Origin of the sequence: Streptomyces physcomitrii (assembly GCF_012273655.1) — a bacterium.
Lineage (GTDB): Bacteria > Actinomycetota > Actinomycetes > Streptomycetales > Streptomycetaceae > Streptomyces > Streptomyces physcomitrii.
In genome coordinates this window covers 3,513-21,601 of record NZ_JAAWWP010000029.1, presented here as the reverse complement: position 1 = coordinate 21,601, position 18,089 = coordinate 3,513, and the positions used below count along the sequence as shown (strand labels likewise).

Annotated in this window: 18 protein-coding genes and 1 riboswitch; of the genes, 9 read left to right on the top strand and 9 right to left on the bottom strand. The window is 71.0% G+C overall.

Features of this window, described 5'->3' with window-relative positions:
• The first annotated feature begins 108 nt into the window (after positions 1 to 108).
• Genes HFV08_RS29165 through HFV08_RS29155 form a run of 3 tightly spaced genes read left to right on the top strand, consistent with a single transcriptional unit; the run spans position 109 to position 3,568 of the window.
• Positions 109 to 1,134 (top strand): NAD-dependent epimerase/dehydratase family protein, encoded by a 1,026-nt coding sequence (locus HFV08_RS29165; protein ID WP_168543554.1) that lies wholly within the window; start codon positions 109 to 111, stop codon positions 1,132 to 1,134.
• Complete coding sequence (locus HFV08_RS29160) at positions 1,134 to 2,120, top strand: aldo/keto reductase (RefSeq protein WP_168543553.1); 987 nt, start codon at positions 1,134 to 1,136, stop codon at positions 2,118 to 2,120. The genes HFV08_RS29165 and HFV08_RS29160 overlap by 1 nt, the downstream gene beginning before the upstream one ends.
• Positions 2,114 to 3,568: an NDP-hexose 2,3-dehydratase family protein gene (locus tag HFV08_RS29155; protein ID WP_210430926.1), complete on the top strand. Its 1,455-nt coding sequence runs from the start codon at positions 2,114 to 2,116 to the stop codon at positions 3,566 to 3,568. The genes HFV08_RS29160 and HFV08_RS29155 overlap by 7 nt, the downstream gene beginning before the upstream one ends.
• A 263-nt stretch (positions 3,569 to 3,831) precedes the next feature.
• Here the strand turns inward: HFV08_RS29155 and HFV08_RS29145 are convergent, their stop codons facing one another.
• The 3 genes from HFV08_RS29145 to HFV08_RS29135 all read right to left on the bottom strand — a co-directional run bounded on the left by HFV08_RS29145 (position 3,832) and on the right by HFV08_RS29135 (position 5,589).
• Positions 3,832 to 3,978, bottom strand: a complete 147-nt coding sequence (locus HFV08_RS29145) for a hypothetical protein (protein ID WP_168543549.1) — start codon at positions 3,976 to 3,978, stop codon at positions 3,832 to 3,834.
• A 64-nt stretch (positions 3,979 to 4,042) separates the two neighbouring features.
• Positions 4,043 to 5,113, bottom strand: coding sequence for a methyltransferase (locus HFV08_RS29140; RefSeq protein WP_246342162.1), 1,071 nt, complete (start codon positions 5,111 to 5,113; stop codon positions 4,043 to 4,045).
• Positions 5,110 to 5,589: a PhzA/PhzB family protein gene (locus HFV08_RS29135; RefSeq protein WP_244296383.1), complete on the bottom strand. Its 480-nt coding sequence runs from the start codon at positions 5,587 to 5,589 to the stop codon at positions 5,110 to 5,112. The genes HFV08_RS29140 and HFV08_RS29135 overlap by 4 nt, the downstream gene beginning before the upstream one ends.
• Positions 5,590 to 5,865: 276 nt before the next feature.
• On the opposite strand from HFV08_RS29135, the gene HFV08_RS29130 reads away from it, so the two are divergent.
• The 5 genes from HFV08_RS29130 to HFV08_RS29110 all read left to right on the top strand — a co-directional run bounded on the left by HFV08_RS29130 (position 5,866) and on the right by HFV08_RS29110 (position 11,107).
• The gene (locus HFV08_RS29130; protein ID WP_168543545.1) at positions 5,866 to 7,080 is read left to right on the top strand and encodes an FAD-dependent oxidoreductase; all 1,215 of its coding nucleotides are present in this window, start codon (positions 5,866 to 5,868) and stop codon (positions 7,078 to 7,080) included.
• 738 nt (positions 7,081 to 7,818) lie between these two features.
• A complete protein-coding gene (locus HFV08_RS29125; RefSeq protein ID WP_168543543.1) occupies positions 7,819 to 9,480 on the top strand; it encodes an ATP-binding cassette domain-containing protein in 1,662 nt (553 codons plus the stop codon).
• Positions 9,481 to 9,690: 210 nt separating this feature from the next.
• A complete protein-coding gene (locus HFV08_RS29120) occupies positions 9,691 to 10,077 on the top strand; it encodes a VOC family protein (RefSeq protein WP_168543541.1) in 387 nt (128 codons plus the stop codon).
• A complete protein-coding gene (locus HFV08_RS29115) occupies positions 10,074 to 10,709 on the top strand; it encodes a TetR/AcrR family transcriptional regulator (RefSeq protein WP_168543539.1) in 636 nt (211 codons plus the stop codon). Before HFV08_RS29120 ends, HFV08_RS29115 begins: the two co-directional genes overlap by 4 nt.
• A 161-nt stretch (positions 10,710 to 10,870) precedes the next feature.
• Positions 10,871 to 11,107: a hypothetical protein gene (locus tag HFV08_RS29110; RefSeq protein ID WP_168543537.1), complete on the top strand. Its 237-nt coding sequence runs from the start codon at positions 10,871 to 10,873 to the stop codon at positions 11,105 to 11,107.
• A 119-nt stretch (positions 11,108 to 11,226) separates the two neighbouring features.
• On the opposite strand, the gene HFV08_RS29105 is transcribed toward HFV08_RS29110, so the two are convergent.
• The 6 genes from HFV08_RS29105 to HFV08_RS29080 all read right to left on the bottom strand — a co-directional run bounded on the left by HFV08_RS29105 (position 11,227) and on the right by HFV08_RS29080 (position 16,836).
• Complete coding sequence (locus tag HFV08_RS29105; RefSeq protein WP_312885877.1) at positions 11,227 to 12,252, bottom strand: chitinase; 1,026 nt, start codon at positions 12,250 to 12,252, stop codon at positions 11,227 to 11,229.
• Positions 12,253 to 12,502: 250 nt separating this feature from the next.
• A complete protein-coding gene (locus HFV08_RS29100; protein ID WP_168543533.1) occupies positions 12,503 to 13,297 on the bottom strand; it encodes a class I SAM-dependent methyltransferase in 795 nt (264 codons plus the stop codon).
• A 14-nt stretch (positions 13,298 to 13,311) separates the two neighbouring features.
• On the bottom strand, positions 13,312 to 13,746 hold the full coding sequence (locus HFV08_RS29095) for a DUF7144 family membrane protein (RefSeq protein WP_168543531.1): 435 nt from the start codon (positions 13,744 to 13,746) through the stop codon (positions 13,312 to 13,314).
• A 212-nt stretch (positions 13,747 to 13,958) separates the two neighbouring features.
• A complete protein-coding gene (locus tag HFV08_RS29090; RefSeq protein ID WP_168543529.1) occupies positions 13,959 to 14,732 on the bottom strand; it encodes a transglycosylase SLT domain-containing protein in 774 nt (257 codons plus the stop codon).
• A 2-nt stretch (positions 14,733 to 14,734) separates the two neighbouring features.
• Positions 14,735 to 14,918, bottom strand: a riboswitch (cyclic di-AMP (ydaO/yuaA leader).
• A 451-nt stretch (positions 14,919 to 15,369) separates the two neighbouring features.
• A complete protein-coding gene (locus tag HFV08_RS29085; protein WP_246342161.1) occupies positions 15,370 to 15,963 on the bottom strand; it encodes a VanZ family protein in 594 nt (197 codons plus the stop codon).
• 234 nt (positions 15,964 to 16,197) lie between these two features.
• Positions 16,198 to 16,836, bottom strand: coding sequence for an HNH endonuclease family protein (locus HFV08_RS29080; RefSeq protein WP_168543527.1), 639 nt, complete (start codon positions 16,834 to 16,836; stop codon positions 16,198 to 16,200).
• A gap of 311 nt (positions 16,837 to 17,147) precedes the next feature.
• On the opposite strand from HFV08_RS29080, the gene HFV08_RS29075 reads away from it, so the two are divergent.
• Positions 17,148 to 18,089: NADPH:quinone oxidoreductase family protein (locus HFV08_RS29075; RefSeq protein WP_168543583.1), on the top strand; the 942-nt coding region annotated here is incomplete at its 3' end.

Genomic DNA, 18,089 nt, shown 5'->3' with positions numbered 1-18,089 from the left:
CCTGGAGAACACAGAAGAACAGCAGGTCAAGGCGGCCTAGGGGGGACCTTTAGGGGGGTCGAGGCTAGGGGTTGTTCCCCTTCACAAAGCGCCAATAGCGTTGCTCATATGGCCCCTTCGCACTATCGGCGTGCTGTTGTCATCGGCGGCACCGGATTCCTCGGACGCCATATCTGTACGGCCCTGGCCGCACAGGGACATGACGTACTGGCAATAGCCAGAAAAGCCGCGGACCCGATTCCCCGCACCGCGTTCACCGCACTCGACATCCTCACCGCCGACGACACCGAGATCTCCGCCGCGCTCAGCGGAGCGGAACTCGTGATCAACGCCGCGGGCGACGCCTGGCAGGGGGACGAGGCCGCCATGGCCGCCTCCCACCAGCCCCTGGTCCAGCGGCTCGTGGACACCCTCGCCGCCCACGCCCACCGCCCCCGGCTGATCCACCTGGGCAGCGTCCACGAATACGGGCCCCTCACCCCGCCCCACCCCGTCACCGAGGACCACACCCCTGCTCCGGGCACCGTCTACGCCCGCACCAAACTCGCCGCCAGTACGCACCTCCTGGACGCCACCGAAGCCGGCCGCGTCGACGGCTGCGTCCTCCGCGTCACCAACGTCTGCGGGCCCGGCCTCCCCCCTGGCAGCTTCCTGGGCCATCTCACCCGGCAACTGCGCCGGACCCAGCAGACCCGGCAGCCCCTCAGCCTCACCCTCGCCGACGACCAGCGCGACTACATCGACGTACGCGATGTCGCCACCGCCGTGCTGCACGCCGCCACCGCACCCGTCACCGGCCGCGTCCTCAACATCGGCCAGGGCCGCCCCACCCCGATCCGCGAACTCGCCCACCAGCTCATCGCGCTCTCCGGCCTGCCCCCGCACCTCATCCACACCCGGACCGCCCCGCTCACCAGCAACGGCAGCGGATGGACCAGCGTCGACACCGGCCTCGCCACCCGCCTCCTCGACTGGACCCCCCGCATCAGCCTCGAACAATCCCTCCACGACCAGTGGGCCACCCCCACCGAAGCCACCGCGGAGGCCGGATCCGCCGCTCCGGCCACGCCCACGAAACCCGCCGGGCCCGCCAGTCCAGGCGAGCCGGTCCCCTCCTCGGACGAAGGACACTGATGCGCTACACCTATCTCGGCCGTACCGCGCTCAAGGTCAGCCAGGTCTGCCTGGGCACCTTGAACCTCGGTGTCAGAGCCGGCGAGGACGAAAGCCGCACCCTCCTGGACACCGCCCTGGACCACGGCATCAACTTCCTGGACACCGCCAACCAGTACGGCTGGCAGAAGCACAAGGGCTACACCGAGGAGCTCCTCGGCACCTGGTTCGCCCAAGGAGGCGGCCGCCGCGAGAAGGTCGTCCTCGCCACCAAGGCCGGGAACCCCATGGACGACTGGCCCAATGAATCGGGCCTGTCCGCCCGCCACCTCATCGCCTCCTGCGAGGCCTCCCTGCGGCGGCTGGGCACCGACTGGATCGACGTCTACCAGATGCACCACGTCGACCGCCACGCCCCCTGGGACGAGATCTGGCAGGCCATGGACGTCCTGGTCCAGCAGGGCAAGATCCGCTACGTCGGCTCCTCCAACTTCGCCGGCTGGAACCTCGCCGAAGCCCAGGAGACCGCCCACCGCCGCCACACCCTCGGCCTCGTCAGCGAGCAGAGCATCTACAACCTCATCACCCGGCACATCGAGCTCGAGGTCATCCCCGCCGCCCAGCGCTACGGCATCGCCGTCATCGCCTGGTCCCCGCTGCACGGCGGACTCCTCAGCGGCGCCCTGCGCAAACTCGCCGACAACACCGCCCAGAAGACCGCCCAGGGCCGCGCCGCCCAGGCCCTCACCATCCACCACGACACCATCGCCGCCTACGAGAAGCTCTGCACCGCCCTGGGCACCGACCCCGCCGAGGTCGCCCTCGCCTGGGTCGCCTCCCGCCCCGGCATCACCGCACCCGCGATCGGCCCCCGTACCGTCGCCCAGCTGGAAAGCGCCCTCAGCGCCCTCGAACTCACCCTCGGCCCCGACACCCTGAGCGAACTCGAACGCCTCTTCCCCCCGATCGGCAACGGCGGCCCCGGACCGGAGGCATGGGCATGGTGACCAGCACCCTCCACCGGCGCCTGACCCGCTCGGCCGCCGCGCTCGACAGTCCCCAGACCCAACTCACCGAATTCCACCGGTGGTTCAACGACCGCGTGGATGCCGACAAAAGCCGCATCGACATCATCGAATTCGACCGGCTGAACGGCTGGCACTTTCACCCCGACACCGGGAACCTCACCCACGAGAGCGGCCGCTTCTTCACCGTCGAGGGCCTCAGCACCGATATGCCAGGCGCTCCCGTGGAGCACTGGGAGCAGCCCATCCTGCACCAACCCGAGATCGGCATACTCGGCATACTCGTCAAGGATTTCGCCGGTATCCCCCATTTCCTCATGCAAGCGAAAATGGAGCCCGGCAACCACGGTCCCCTGCAGATCTCACCGACCGTCCAGGCCACCCGCTCCAACTACACGCGTGTGCACCGGGGAAAGCCCGTTCCCTATCTCGAATACTTCCAGCATCCCGACCGCCATCACATCCTCGCGGACACCCGCCAGTCCGAACAGGGCACCTGGTTCCTGCGCAAACGCAATCGCAACATGCTCATCGAGGTCTCGCCCGACACGGACATCCCGCTCCTCGACGGATACCGCTGGCTCACCCTCGGTCAGATCCGCCATCTCCTCACCCACGACAACCTCATCAACATGGACTCCCGCAGCGTCCTGGCCCTCCTGCCCCATCCACCCGCCAATCACCACGGAACCCCGTACCTGGACGAAGCCGACCACGAAGCCCTCCACACGCACGGCGGCGACCACAAGCGGAAGGCGGACGCCCGAAGCAGGCAGGACAGCGTCCACCCCGACCCCGACATCCACAGCTGGATCACCACCCAGCGCACCGAACGCACCGTCACCACCCAGCGCATTCCGCTGAAGAACCTGCCCCACTGGCACCAGACCCCGCACCGCATCACCCACGAGACCGGCCGCTACTTCAATGTCATGGCCGTCGACGTCACCACCCACAACCGCGAAATCGCCCGGTGGACCCAGCCGATGATCGAACCCCACGGTCCCGGCGTCGCCGCCTTCCTCCTCGCCCATCACGAGGGCACCCCCCACGTCCTCGTGCAGGCCCGCGCCGAACCCGGCTACACCGACACCGTCGAACTCGCCCCCACCATCCAGTACACCCCCCGCAACTACGCCCATCTCCCCGCCCACCACCAGCCTCCGCACCTCGACCACCTCACGCCCGGCTCACCCCACCGGACGCTCTACGACACCCTGCTCTCCGAAGAGGGCGGTCGCTTCTACCACGCCGACAACCGCTACCTGATCATCGAGACCGCCCTCAACCCCGACCACGAGACCCCCGACCACCGCTGGATCTCCCTGCCCCAACTCCAGCAACTCGCGCACCACAGCCACTACCTCAACATCGAGACCCGCACCCTCCTCACCTGCCTCCACACTCTCCACCAGCCCGCGGGCGGCTAGGGCAGGAACTGGCCCCGCCGCGGGGCCAGTTCAGAGCACCGGCGACCGAGAGGCCCGCCAAGCGGTCACCAGCGCAGCCCGGCCGCCACCATCGAGCCGAAGGTGATCACCAGGGCGACGGCCACGATCACCACACCGACCCGTTCGCCCGCGCCCTGCTCCGGCGCGCCCTTGGCCGCGTCCCCGCCGACCTCGACGGTGAGCCCGGCCTTCTCGCCCGGCTCCCCGGTCGCGAACAGGGCCTCCGGTCCTCCTCGGTGAGGTCACCGCTTCCCGCCGAAGCCGGTGGCCACCGCCAGCCGGGCGCCGAGCAACCGGGCGATCCGGTCGGCCGGGACCGCGCCCGCCACCAGGCCGCCGATCAGCGGCAGCAGCCGCACCCCCAAAAACGCCCCGTCCCCGTACAACACCGCTCCCCTCCCGGTGCTTCGAGAGGGGAGCGGTCCGTGCGGGGACGGGGCAGGGGGCAGTCGTTCAGGGGCGGGGTGCGGCGATCAGGGCGGTGGTCTGCACGGGCAGGGCGGCCACACGTTCCACCGCCAGGCCCGCCCGTTCGAGCAGTGAGGTGAAGCGGGCGACGCTGCGGTGCCGCCCGCCGTTGGTCATCAGCAGGTGCAGGTCCCACAGGGCGGGCAGCATCGCGGAGCCCTCGTCCTCGACCACCCGCTCCAGGATCAGCAGCCGGGAGGAGGAACTCGCCATCGCCCGGCGGCAGGCGGCGAAGACACCGACCACGGCCTCGTCGTCCCAGCCCGCGAGCACCCGGCACAGCAGATAGACGTCGCCGCCCTGCGGAACGGCGGTGAACATGTCCCCGCCCTCCAGCCGGACCCGGTCGGCCATCCCCCGGGACTCCAGATAGGCGCGCGCGGCGGGCATCACATGCTCGCGGTCGAGCAGGGTCCCCTTGGCGTCGGGCACCGCCTCCAGGAGCGCGGCGAGCAGGTGCCCGGTGCCACCGCCGACATCGACCAGCTGCTTCCCGCCGGAGAAGTCGAAGATCTCCGGTACGTGCTCGAAGAAGAGGCTGCCCGCCCGCATCGCCTGCTGGAAGCGCCGGGAGACGTCCTCGTCCTGGCCGAGGTAGGCGTACAACGGCTGCCCGTAGGCCGCCTCGAAACCCGAACCGAGCGTACGGAAGGCCTCGGAGGCGTGCCCCCAGGCCGTGTAGAACTCCTCGCCGTACAGCAGGCACATCTCCCGCAGCGAGTGGGGGCCCGAGAGCAGCGTCCGGCTCAGCGCGGTGTTGCGGTAGCCGTCCCGCTCACCGCCCTCGAAGACGCCCATCGCGACCAGGAGGCGCAGCAGCCGGCGGACACCCTCCGGCTCAGCCCCGCACAGCTCGGCCAGCGCGGCGCTGGAAGTGTGCCCGGCCTCCAGATGGTCCGGGATCCCCCACTTCACCGCCGAGTAGAGAGCCTGGGCGCGCCAGCCGCCGGTGATCAGCTCCACCGCCCGCTCGGCGGCCTCCAGGTCCATCGGCCCGGGGCCCCGTATTTCGGGGTTCTGTGTATCGGCGCCGTGTGTTCCGGGCTCCGGCGTCATGAGGTGGGGATCTTTCCCCGGTTGATCACCGGGATGTCGATGCCGAGCGCGTAGAGCTGATTGAAGGGATTCATGAACTCCCGCTGCTCCTCGATCAGTCCGTCGCGCAGCCGGAAGGCGTGCAGGAAGTGGTTCTCGTAATACCCTTCGGGATATCCCGGGTAGCAGATCTTCCCCTTGCCGTCGCACTCCACCCAGAAGCGGTTCGGGTCCTGGGTCTCGAACACCTCGATGTTGTACCAGACCCAGTCAGGGAACATCTTCAGCGACCATTCCCCATGGGCCTTCAGTACCGCGTGTCCGCGGGAGACGACCGGCTTGCGCGTATCCGCCGTGTACAGGCCCGCGCTGCCTTCCTCGGTGAAGAGCAGATAGCGGTCGAGCCGGCCCTCCCCCTGCCGGCTCAGATAGTCCTCCACCACCGCGCGCTGGCGACGCCGCAACTCCACGTCACCTTCACCATCGCCCTCGAACACACCCACCACCCCTTCCGGTCGCGGAGCACCAAAAAGCCGACCCTCCTAAGCAACCAACCACCCGGCCCCAGCGTCAACACACCTCGGCCGCCCGCACAGCGCACACCGACAGGTGTCCCAACTACCGCATCCCGGCCCGCCGTTCAACCGCGGAAACCTCGCACTCGCACAAGCCGCCACCGCCCGCCTACCCTCACCCCCGGCCCCTCCGCAGCGAAAGCGATCCCCTCCGCGGACGACGGAAACGGCAATCCACAAGGCAAAGGAAAAAGGCCCATGACGCCACCCGGCCAGGAAAACCGAGCGGGTACCGGTAACGGCACCGATTCCGGCACCACCGCCCGCGCCCGTTCGGCGATTGTCATCGGCGGGGGAATCGCGGGGCCCGCGGTCGCCATGGCACTCCGAAAGGCGGGTGTCGAGGCCACGATCTACGAGGCCTATGACACCACCGCCGACGGAATAGGCGGCGGGATCAGCATCGCCCCGAACGGCCTCGACGCGCTCGGCGCCATCGACGCCGATGAACCGGTGCGCGCCATCGGGACACCGCTCTACGGCAATGTCATCACCAACGCCCAGAATGTGAAGGTGGCGGAGCTGGCGCTCCCCGAGGAACTGCCGCCGCTGCATTTCGTCTGGCGTACGGACCTCTACCGGACGCTCCACGACCAGAGCGGGGAACGCGGTATCACGACCCACCGCAACAAGAAATTCCTCACCGCCGAGGAATCCCCCACCCATATCACCGCGCACTTCGCCGACGGCAGCACGGCGCAGGCCGATATCCTCATCGGCGCGGACGGAATCCGTTCCACGGTCCGCACGCTCATCAACGCGGAGAATCCGCCGCCGCATTACGCCGGTCTGCTCGGCTTCGCCGCGCCGCTCGCGGACACCCGCACCCCGCCCACCGGCGGCAAGCTGCACATCACCCACGGCAAGCGGGCCTCGTTCGGCTATCTCAGCCAGGAGGACCGTTCGGGCGGCTGGTTCGCCAATCTGCCGCATCCGGAGCACCTCACGCTGCAGGAGGTCCGTAAGACCACGCCCCAGGAGTGGCTGCGGACGCTCCGCGCGGCCTACGCGGACGACGACTCCCCGGCCGTCGCCATGCTCGACCTCACCGACCCGGACCAGCTGCTCATGACCGGCCCCCTGGAGCTGACACCCCCGACACCCACCTGGCACCGGGGCCGGATCGTGCTCGTCGGGGACTCCCTGCACGCGACCTCGCCCACCAGCGGGCAGGGCGCCAGCCTGGCCCTGGAGAGCGCCGTGCAGCTGGCCCGGTGCCTGCGCGACCACCCGTACTCCGAGGCCTTCGCCGCCTACGAGGCGCTGCGCCGCCCCCGGGTCGAGGAGATCATCGAGCAGACCGACCAGGCCAATCAGACCAAGGCCAGGCCCGAAACCCGCAAGACCGACGCCCGGCACCACAGCGCCACCTGGCATCTGCACCACCACATCGACTGGAACTCGCCCACGTAGCCGGGCGGTTGCCCCGTAGGCCTGCGCTGGTGTGCCGCAAGTGCCGCCGCCAGCCGGGGAGTTCGGCCACGCGGACGGGCCGAGAGCAGCCCCCGCGGCCTTGCCGTCCTGTGTCCAGCACGCAGACCACGCAGTCGGCGGGATCGGCGCCGACGCCGGTGCAGGGGTTCCGGAACCAGCCGGTCACGGGGCGGCGACCGGACGCCAGGTGGCCCTGACGGTGAGGTGCGCCTGACCGCTGCCGCCGACGATGCCGCGCTCGGGGTCGCGGCCGGCCTGGACACCGAAAGGCGGCGCCCACTGCCTCGGCCGAGGCAGTGGGCGCCCCGGCGTGCGCGCAGAAGCTCCGGGACCCGGGATCGGAGGCGCCGCGCCGGTGCGGCGCCTCCGCCTGCCGAGGCCCTCGGCGCCCCGCTCCCCCTCTCCCGCTCTCCCGCTCTCCCGCCCTGAAATACGGCTGCCGACGTCTGCCGCTCTCGGTTACAGTGGCCGGGTCCTGTTGTCGGAGATTGAGGTGGACGTTGCGCATCTGAGGTTCGCGATCATCGCGCGGTACGGCTCCCGGCCGTACGCCGTCACGTCCGATCGGCTCTGTCGCCGTCCGTGACCCCGCGTGCATGCGACCTCGGTGCCGAGCCGCCCGCGCTTCCCGCGGGGACTCGCCCCTCTCCGTCAGCCGTCGCCCGGTGTTCGCCTGAGCAGCCCCCTTTCCACCGCGCTCCTGACCGGGAGATCCCCATGCCCCATTCCGCCACCCCCGGCGCCGCTGTGACCTGCTCCGCCCTCTCCTTCCGCTGGCCGGACGGCACCACCGTCTTCGACTCCCTCTCCTTCACCGCGCCCCGCGGCCGCATCGGTCTCGTGGGCGGCAACGGCGCGGGCAAGTCGACGCTGCTGCGGCTGCTCGCCGGAGCCTTGCGCCCCGCCGAGGGCTCGGTGACCGTCGGCGGGAACCTCGCCCATCTGCCGCAGGACCTCACCCTCGACACGGGGCTCCGCGTCGAGGAGGCGCTCGGCATCGCGGACCGCCGGGCGGCGCTGCGGGCCGTCGAGTCCGGCGATGTGCGCGAGGAGCACTTCGAGACGATCGGCGAGGACTGGGACGTCGAGGAGCGGGCCCTGGCCACCCTCGGCTCGCTCGGCCTCGGCGGGCTCGGACTCGACCGGACCGTCGGCGAGATGTCCGGCGGCGAGACCGTACTGCTGCGCCTTGCCGCCCTCCTCCTGGAGCGCCCCGACGTCCTGCTCCTCGACGAACCCACCAACAACCTGGACCTGTTCGCCCGCCGCAGGCTGTACGAGGCGGTCGACTCCTGGCGCTCCGGAGTGCTCATCGTGGTGAGCCACGACCGCGAACTCCTGGAGCGCGTGGACCGCATCGCCGAGCTGCGCGCGGGCGCGGTGAGTTGGTACGGCGGCGGCTGGAGCGCCTACCAGGAGGCGCTGGCCGCCCAACAAGAGGCGGCGGGGCGGACCTTGCGTGCCGCCGAGGCCGATGTGCGCAGGCAGCGGCGGGAGTTGGAGGAGGCGCAGGTGAAGGTGGCCCGCCGCCAGCGGCACAGCAGGAAGATGGACGCCCAGCGGCGCGCGCCGAGGATCGTCGCCGGGGAGCGCAAGCGGTCCGCGCAGGAGTCCGGGGACAAACTGCGCGGCCTGCAGGAGGACCGGCTCCAGCAGGCGCGCGAGCGGCGCGAGGAGGCCGCCGAGGCGATCCGTGCCGACGCCGAGATCCGGGTCGGCCTCCCGCACACGGCGGTGCCCGCGGGCCGCGGAGTGCTGAGCCTGAGCGGACTGCGTCCGCGCTTCGGGAAGCTGCGCGAGGGCGACTTGGAGGTGCGCGGGCCGGAGCGGATCGCCCTGGTCGGACGCAATGGCGCGGGCAAGACGACGCTGCTGCGCACCCTCACGGGCGAGCTGGAGCCGCTGGCCGGCGAGGCCCGCGCCTTCGTTCCGCTGCGCTTCCTTCCCCAGCGACTCGACGTACTGGACGAGGAGTTGAGCGTCGCCGCGAATGTGGCCCGCAGCGCGCCGGGCGTCTCCGAGAACGAGATCCGCGCCCAGCTGGCCCGCTTCCTGTTCCGGGGCGCCCGTGCGGAGCAGCCCGCGGGCACCCTCTCCGGCGGCGAGCGGTTCCGGGCCGCCCTCGCGGCGACGATGCTGGCCGCCCCCGCCCCGCAGCTGCTGATGCTGGACGAGCCGACGAACAACCTGGACCTGGCCAGCGTCCGGCAGCTGACGAGCGCCCTCGACTCCTACGAGGGCGCCCTGCTCATCGCCGGCCACGACCTCTCCTTCCTGGCGGACGTGGGCGTCACCCGCTGGCTGGTCCTCGGCGAGACGATCGAGGAGACGAGCGCCGAGGAGGTGCGCGAGGTGCTGGAGGCGGCGGAGGGCAGCTGAGACCGGCGGGGAGCGGCCGGGAGCCGCCGGGAAGGGCGGGGAAACGGAGAGCGGTGTTGACCGTCTCCCGGCACGGGATTACGATCCGGACCGGTTCGGATCGTAATCCGTATCGACCTCGGGCGGCGCAGCCTCGCGGCGGCCGTCCGGGCTCGCGCCCCTCCATGCCGGCCCGTCCCGTCCGCCGTATCGCCTCTTCGAGGAGTCCTCATGCGCGTCACCGGCTTCGACCATCTGGTGCTCAATGTCAGCGATGTCGAGCGCTCCCTCGACTTCTACTGCGGTCCGCTCGGCCTGGCGGGCGAGCGGGTCGCGGAGTGGCGGGCCGGGAAGGTGCCGTTCCCCTCAGTGCGGGTGAGCCCGGACACCGTCATCGACCTCTTCCAGGGCCCTCGCGGCGAGTCCAATGTGGACCACATCTGCCTGGTCGTGGAGCCGCTGGACTGGCAGCAGGTCGCCGACTCCGGGGAGCTGCGCGTGCTGGAGGGCCCGGTCGGCCGCTGGGGCGCCCGCGGCAGGGCCGAGTCGGTGTACGTGAACGATCCGGACGGCAACACCGTTGAGCTGCGCTGGTACCCGCAGGACGCCGGACGGTGACGCCCCCAACCGCCGCGGGGCGCCCGCGCGACCCCGCGATCGACGCGGCGGTGCTCGAAGCCGCCGTGGGCCTGCTCGGTGAGGCCGGGTACGCCGCCTTCGCCATGGAGAAGGTGGCGGCGCGGGCCGGGACGACGAAGGCGGCGATACGGCGCCGCTGGCCGGTGCGGCAGCGGCTGGTCATCGACGCGCTCGCCTCGGTGATGATGGCGCCGCCGGTGCCGGACAACGGCTGCACCCGCTGCGATCTCCACCAGAGCGTGCAGCTGCTCGCCGAGGCTCTTGAGAAGCGGCTGCCGCCGGGGGTACTGGCCCCGCTGCTCGCCGACTGCGCGGCGGAACCGGAGCTCCACCGGCAGCTGGTGGAGAAGCTGATCACCCCGAGCAGGAGCGCGGCGGCCACCGCGGTGCGCCGCGCCGTCGACCGGGGCGATCTGCTGCCCGGCACCGACCCGGACCTGCTCACCGATCTGCTGGCCTCGGTGGTCTATCAGCGCGCCCTGCTCGGCGGCGCCCCCGTGGACCGGGCGGGGGCACGGACGCTCGTGGACCTGCTGCTGCGGGGCGTTGCCGTCGACTTCGCGCGCCTGGTCCGCATCAGCGAGGAGCGCGACCGGGACCACCGGCACTGAACCGGCACCACCGCGCCGAGCGGGAAGGAGCCGCTCCGCCGCCGGGCACACCGCCGGGGAAGCTGCGAGGCTTGGACGGGCGGGCCGCGTCCTCACCCTTCCGGATGAACATACGGATCCCGCGCGTGGGCAACGATTCCCCCGAGCGATGGGAGACAGACATGAGTGGATTTCTCGACCGGGCCAAGGAGCAGGCGCAGAGCGCGCTGAACCAGGGCAAGCAGAAGGTCGACGAGGTACAGCAGCAGCGCGCGGGCAACGACCTGCTGCGCAAGCTCGGCGCCGCCTACTACGCGGAACGCCACGGCACCGGCACCCCGCAGGCGACCGGGGACGCGCTCAACGCCCTGGAGGCCCATATCGCCCTGCACGGGGACGGGTTCCTGCACAGCTCCTGAGGGCGGGGGCGCGCTCTCGGCGCCTCAAGCGGTGGCGGCCCGGGGCACGGAGAGAGTTTCTCCGCGACCCGGGCCGCCGACGGTTCCGCGTACGTACGAGCCGGACGAGGGGATACGGGCTACGGCAGTCCGTGGACGTGCGGACCGACCGCGCCGGACCAGGAGTTGCCCGCCGCGGCGTCCCAGTTCGTCGACCAGGTCATCGCGCCGCGCAGCCCCGGGTAGGTCTTCGAGGGCTTGAAGGAACCGCAGTTGGTGCCCTGGGTGAGGCAGTCGAGGGCGTTGTTCACCACCGAGGGCTCCACATAGCCGCTGCCCGCGCCCTTGGTGGAGGCCGGCACGCCGATCCCGACCTGGGAGGGGTCGAGGCCGCCTTCGAGCTGGATGCAGGCGAGGCCGGTCAGGAAGTCGACGGTGCCCTGGGAGTAGACCTGGCCGTCGCAGCCGAGCATCGAACCGCTGTTGTAGTACTGCATGTTGACGACGGTGAGCAGGTCCTTCACGTTCAGCGCCGTCTTGAAGTACTCGTTCTCGGTCGACTGCATGTCGATGGTCTGCGGCGCCATCGTGAGCACGAAGTCCGAACCGGCCTTCTCGCCCAGGGACTTGAGCGCCTTGGTCATGTACGTCGAGTTGAGGCCGTTCTCCAGGTCGATGTCGACACCGTCGAAGCCGTACTCCTGCATGAGCGCGTACACCGAGTCGGCGAAGGCGGTGGCGGAGGCGTCGTCGGTGATGCTGACCGTGCCCTTCTCGCCGCCGATGGAGATGATCACGGACTTCCCGTCGGCCTGCTTGGCGGCGACGTCCGCCTTGAACTGCTCGACGCTGTAGCCGCCGAGGCCCGCCGAGTCGAGGTTGAAGGTCACCTCGCCCGGGGTGCCGGTGGCGTCGGCGAAGGCGACGGCAACGATGTCGTACTCGTCCTGCACCTCGGCGAGGGTCTGGACGGTCGCCCCGTTGTCGAAGTTCTGCCAGTAGCCGGTCACGGCGTGCGCCGGGACAGCGGCCGGGCCCGCCTTGCTGCTGACGGACGGCGCGCTCTCCTGTGCGGCGCTCACCGTGGGTGCGGCGAGGCCCGCGGCGGCGAGCACCCCGGCGACGAGAACGGCTTTGAGCGTGCGGGGACGAACTCTGCTGTGCACTGCATGGCCTCCCGGAAATGCGCTCCGCACCGGGCGGGCAGCGTCGACTGCGCGCCCCGTGCGGGAACTTGGGTGTGGGGGTCGGTGGCCACCGATGAACGTACAAGCTGGTCCAGACCATTGTTCCTGTCAAGGGTGCGCGCAGGAGTCGGGCCGCCGCGGCGGGGCCTCTCGCCCGCGCCGGGCGGCAGGACGCACGGCATTGCCGCCGGTCACCGCCGCGGTGGACCGCCCGCGGCGCACCGGCGGATCAGTCGGGGACGGCGGCCGTGAAACCCGCCGGGAACGGGTTGGCGAGCGCGGTGGCCCAGTAGTCGGCCCCGCGGCTCGCGAACTCCTCGGCCGGGATGCTCTCCTCGTCCGGCAGCTCCCAGGACGGCGGGCCGAAACCGGCCTCCGCCAGCGCCCGCGCGTAGACGTCGGCGTCCCAGCGGGACATCGACAGCGGGATGTCGGCCTCCGGGGCGATCAGCGCGATACGGAGCCGGTGCCGCCCCTCGGCGGGCTCGGCGCGGTGCACCCGCAGTCCGTACCGGGTCCAGTCCGGGCCGCGCACCTCGTAGCCGGGGTTCACGGTGATCGCGACCAGGCGGCCCCCGGGGCGCAGCGCCCGGCGCGCGCTCGCGGCCATCGCGGTCAGCTCCGCCGGTGAGTCGGCGTAGTTGAACAGCCAGACGGCGGTGACCGTGTCGAAGCTGCCGAGGTCGGGCAGATCGCGGGCGTCACCGACGTGGAAGCGGACCGCCGGATCCCCGGTGGCCGACTCGGCGCGCCGGACCATCTCGGGCGAGAGGTCCACGCCGACGACCTCGGCGGTGCCGAGGCCGTGCGCGGTGCGGGCGTAGAAGCCGTACCCCGTGGCCAGGTCCAGGACCCGCTGACCCGCCACGTCCCCGAGGAGCCGCAGGAAGAGGCCCAGTTCGGGGACGGGGGCGGTGGCGGACATCTTGTACTGGCGGTACAGATCGCCCACCCGGTCGTACTGCGGGTCGTCGCCGGCCCGCCCGGGATCGTCGCTGTCCTGCTGCGGGTCGGTGTGTGCCATGGCGCGCCCCGCGGTCAGGTGCGGGGGCGCGCGGTGCGCATGCTGCCGCAGAGTGCCCAGATCACGAAGCCGTCGATGGCGACCGCCACGATGGCCCACACCGGGGAGTACGGCAGCCACATGAAGTTGGCGATCAGATGGAGCGAGGCGATCACCACGCCGAGCGTGCGCGCCCAGGCCACTCCGCTGAGGATGCCGAGGCCGGTCAGGACCAGCACGATGCCGAGGACGAGGTGGGTCCAGCCCCACGAGGAGACATCGAACTCGTACACGTAGTTGCCGACGCGGCCGTAGACGTCGTCGTCGGCGATGCCCGCGATCCCTGTGAGGATCGCCAGCACTCCCCCGACGAACATCAGGGTGCCCGCGAACATGGTGCCGCCCGTGATCCACGCGCCGCCGGACGGGTCGCTGCGCGAGCCTCCCGGCCTGTTCACCGTCTGCGCCATGACCGGACTCCTTCACTCGGGTGGACGGTCATACCGAGCGTGGGCGGGCGCCGCCGCCGCGGCCATCCGCCGGGGGCCATTCGGGTGAATCCCCGGGCGGCGGCCCCCGGAGCCGGGGCGTCACAGAGCGTGCCGGCGCGCTTCCCCTGTCGGGGCGCGCACCGGCACGCTCGGGTGGAGTCAGGTGGAGACGGGTGGAGGTGGCGGGTGAATCAGTACGGTCCGTCGACGTTGTCGATCGAGCCGTAGTTGTCGGCGGCGTAGTTGCACGCGGCCGTGATGTTCGCGACGGGGTCGAAGATGTCCGTCGAGGTACCCGGCACGTGGTACGCCTCGAAGGTCGGCGGGATGACCTGGAGCAGGCCCTTCGACGGGGTTCCGGCCGCCGCGTTCGAGTCCCAGTTGTTGACGGCCGAGGGGTTGCCGGAGGACTCGCGCAGGATGTTGCGCTCAATTCCCTCGTAGGAGCCGGGAATTCCGTGCTCGGCCATCACCGCGAGCGATTCCTTGATCCAGCCGTCGAGGTCGTCGGAATACGTGGCCGGCTCCGCGGATTCACTCGCCGAGGTCTTCGAGGCAGTGGTGTCGGAGACCGGCTTTTCCTGGGACTTCGACTTGGCCGGGGCGTTGATGGTGAGCTTCAGGCCCGGGCGGATCAGCGACGGGTCGTCACCGACGGCCTTCCGGTTGTCCTGGTAGAGCCGCTTCCAGCCGCCGTCCACGGACTGGTCCTGAGCGATCTTCGAGAGGTAGTCGCCGGCGACCACGGAGTACGTGGCGGGGGCGTCCTTCTTCTTCTCGGACTTCTCGGCGGTGGCGGCCGCGCTGCTCTTCTCGGGGGCGGACGACTTGGCCGAGTCGGCCGCGTTCGCGCCGGTCGCGGCCATCATCGGCAGGACGAGAGCGGCGCCGCCGGTACCCGCGGCGACGACGGAACGGGTGAGCGAACTGCTCTTCGGACGACGGTGCTTGCCCTTTTTGGCCATGGTGAATTCCTCTCCGTCGCCTGCGAGGTGAGCTGTCGGGTTCGGGCTGGAGATGCCCGGCCGTGGCGCGCACGACTTCACCCCGAGCCGTTCCGTTTCGGACCGGCGGTGATATTGGGTTCCCCGCTCCTGCCTGGCGAGTGAGTGCGGTGACCGGACAGCGGCAGGATTAGGCGTCCATCCGGATTGCGGTGACGCTAAGCGAATCCGGCGGCGGGGAACAAGTCCCTGATTAACGGATGCAATCCGCGACGGGAGAACCGGAGAAGTTCCGGAGTGGCACAGACCTCGGCGGGCAGCACAACTCGGCTTCCGGGAAAGGGAAATGGGCCTGGAGATCACTCCGCGATATCCGGCGGGGAGTGACGCATGTCACTGGCTCGTGGTGCAACCATTCGCCGTTCGGCGACCCAGGCAAGGAACACAAGGCGAGTTATTTCGCGCAAAGAGCGGTGATGGTGATGAGACAGAAAAAGAGATGCTAATTCCCATCAAAACGGTCAGCCGTTCTCGCGCCGGGAAGACGGGTGGCGCACATACGACTGCTGCGGCACCCGGACGTGCACGGGTGCCGCAGCAGGAGGGCGACGGGCGGAGCGGCGTGTACGGGTACGGCTCCGTCGGCGTCGGGACGGGCTCAGCTCTCCGCGGTGGAGCGGCGGGTGAAGCGGTGCCACCAGTGCGCACGGCGCGGGTGCAGCGCCCGGCTCACCCGGCGGCCGAGGAGGAGGTAACCGGCAAGCGCACCCGAGGTGTTGAGCAGGACGTCGTCCACGTCGAAGGCGCGCCCGGTCACGAAGGCGCCCTGGGTCAGCTCTACCAGGAGCATGACAAAAGCGGTCAGAAAGGCGATCCGCAGCAGCCCCCGGGTGCGCGGCGCGAGGACCGGAAGCAGCAGGCCGAAGGGGACGCCGAGCAGGAGGTTCCCGCCGAGCTGCTTGACGGTGTCGCGGAAGGCGGGCCGGGCGAGGTAGTCCCGGATCGAGCTGCCGGGGCTCAGGTTGTTGTGGGTCAGGGCCTCCGAACTGGCCGAGGGCTCCAGGGTGAGCCGGGCGAGTACCACCGCGAAGCCGACCATGAGCCCGAAGGCGAGCAGCATCACCAGAACCCGCAGGAACATCGGCGCCGGCGCCTTGCCGTTCACCGGGGCGGTGCCCGCGTCCTCCCGGGGACCCTTGTCCTCCGTACCGCCCTCGGCGCCCTTGCCGCTCTTGCCACGTGCCTGCTTCATCGGTCCTGCCTCCGTCTTTCCCGGTGCTCCGGCGTGCGAGTTCCGCTACCCGCTTCGGGAGACCGCACGCGCGGAGCACCGGGATCCGGCCACCGGTTCTGATGCGGGAGGGCGCGTGCACCGGGACAGCGGCGGGAGGAGGCGGCCGAGGACGGCTCCACCCTCGCGGACCTGGCCTGTCCACCCCGGGGTGCTCGACCGGGGTGGACAGGCCAGGCCGCAAGAGGGCAGGGCTCAGCAGCCGTTGAGGACCGAGCTGAGCGCGCTCTTCTCGGCGGAGTCGACGCTCAGCCCGTAGTAGTGCTTCACCTGCACCCAGGCGCGGGCGTAGGTGCACTTGTAGGCGGTGCGGGAGGGCCACCACTCCGCCGGGTCCTTGTCGCTCTTGGACTGGTTGACGTTGTCGGTGACCGCGAGCAGCTGCGGCCGGGTCAGGTCGTTGGCGAGCTGCTGGCGCTTGGCGGTGCTCCAGTTCCAGGCACCGCTGCCCCAGGCCTCGGCCAGCGGGACCAGGTGGTCGATGTCGACGTCGGAGGCGGAGCTCCAGGTGGCCCCGTCGTAGGGCGAGTACCAACTGCCGCTGGTGGCCTTGCAGGAGGAGTCGGTGACGACCCCCGAACCGTCGCGCTTGAGGATGGTCTCGCGGGTGTCGCAGGAGCCGCTGATGGTGATCCAGTGCGGGAAGAGGTCCCGGCTGTAGCCGCTCATGGAGTGCTCGGCGGTGGCGCTCATCGAGGACAGGTAGGAGCGGGCGGTGCTGGCCGCGATCGGGGTGGGCAGCGCCGCCTCGGCGGGGGCGGTGGCGAGCAGGGTCAGGGCGGTCGTGGCGGCGGCGGTGAAGGCCGCGGCGAGGGCGCGTGCACGCTTGCGCATCAGTTCTCCCGGCAAGTGGAGGAGCAGGGGATGGGGGGCGGCCATATGGTGCCGCGCCCGGCTCTATGCGGGTAGATGCCAGAGTGAAATTCCCGTGACGAGTGCACAACAGGCCGGATATTGCGGGTGGTTGGCGGCTCTTGCGCCCCTCTGGGCACCCCGGCCGCACGGGTCACCGACCGCGGATCCCGGCCCGGCGCGACGACCGCGCGGGGGCACCGTGGCCCGCACGCCGACCCGACCGCTATTGAGCAATGCTCAGGAGCTGCCCTAGCCTCGGCAGGGTCGACGTCTGGGAAAGGACAATGCGGATGCGCGCGGTGCGGGTGGTACGGCTCGAAGGACCGGATGCGGTGGAGGTCGCGGAGATCGACCCGCCGGAGCGCCAGGAGGGGCAGGTCCTGATCGACGTACGGGCGGCGGGGGTGACCTACCCGGACGTGCTCCTGACCCGGGGCGCCTACCAGCTCAAGCCCGAGCCGCCGTTCGTCCCCGGCTCCGAGGTGGCCGGGGTGGTCCGCGAGGCCCCGGCGGGCTCCGGCTTCACCGCGGGGCAGCGCGTCGCCGCCTTCCCGGGCTTCGGCGGCTTCGCCGAGCAGGTGGTCGCCGATCCCGCGATGGTCTTCCCGCTGCCCGAGCGCCTGTCCTTCGCCGCCGGTGCGGGCCTGCCGATGAACTACCTCACCGCCCACTTCGCCTTCGTCCGGCGGGCCGGGCTGCGCGCCGGCGAGACCGTACTGGTGCACGGCGCGGCGGGCGGCGTGGGCACCGCCGCCGTCCAGCTGGCCGCGGCCCTCGGTGCCCGGGTGGTGGCCGTGGTCTCCTCGGAGGCGAAGGGCGAGGTCGCCCGCAAGGCGGGGGCCGACGAGGTGGTGCTCGCCGACGGCTTCCTGCCCGCGGTCAAGGAGCTGACCGGCGGCCGCGGCGTGGACGTGGTGGTCGACCCGGTGGGCGGCGACCGCTTCACCGACTCGCTGCGCAGCCTCGCCCCCGAGGGGCGCCTGCTCGTCATCGGCTTCACCGGCGGCGAGATCCCGACCGTGAAGGTGAACCGGCTGCTGCTCAACAACATCGACGTACGGGGCGTCGGCTGGGGCGCCTACTGGCTGGCCCGCCCCGCGTATCTGCAGGAGCAGTGGCGGGACCTGCTCCCGCATCTGGAGGCCGGGCGCCTGGACCCGGTCCTCGGCGACTCCTACGCCCTCGACGACGCCGCCGCGGCCCTGCGCGCCCTGGACGACCGCAGCGCCTCC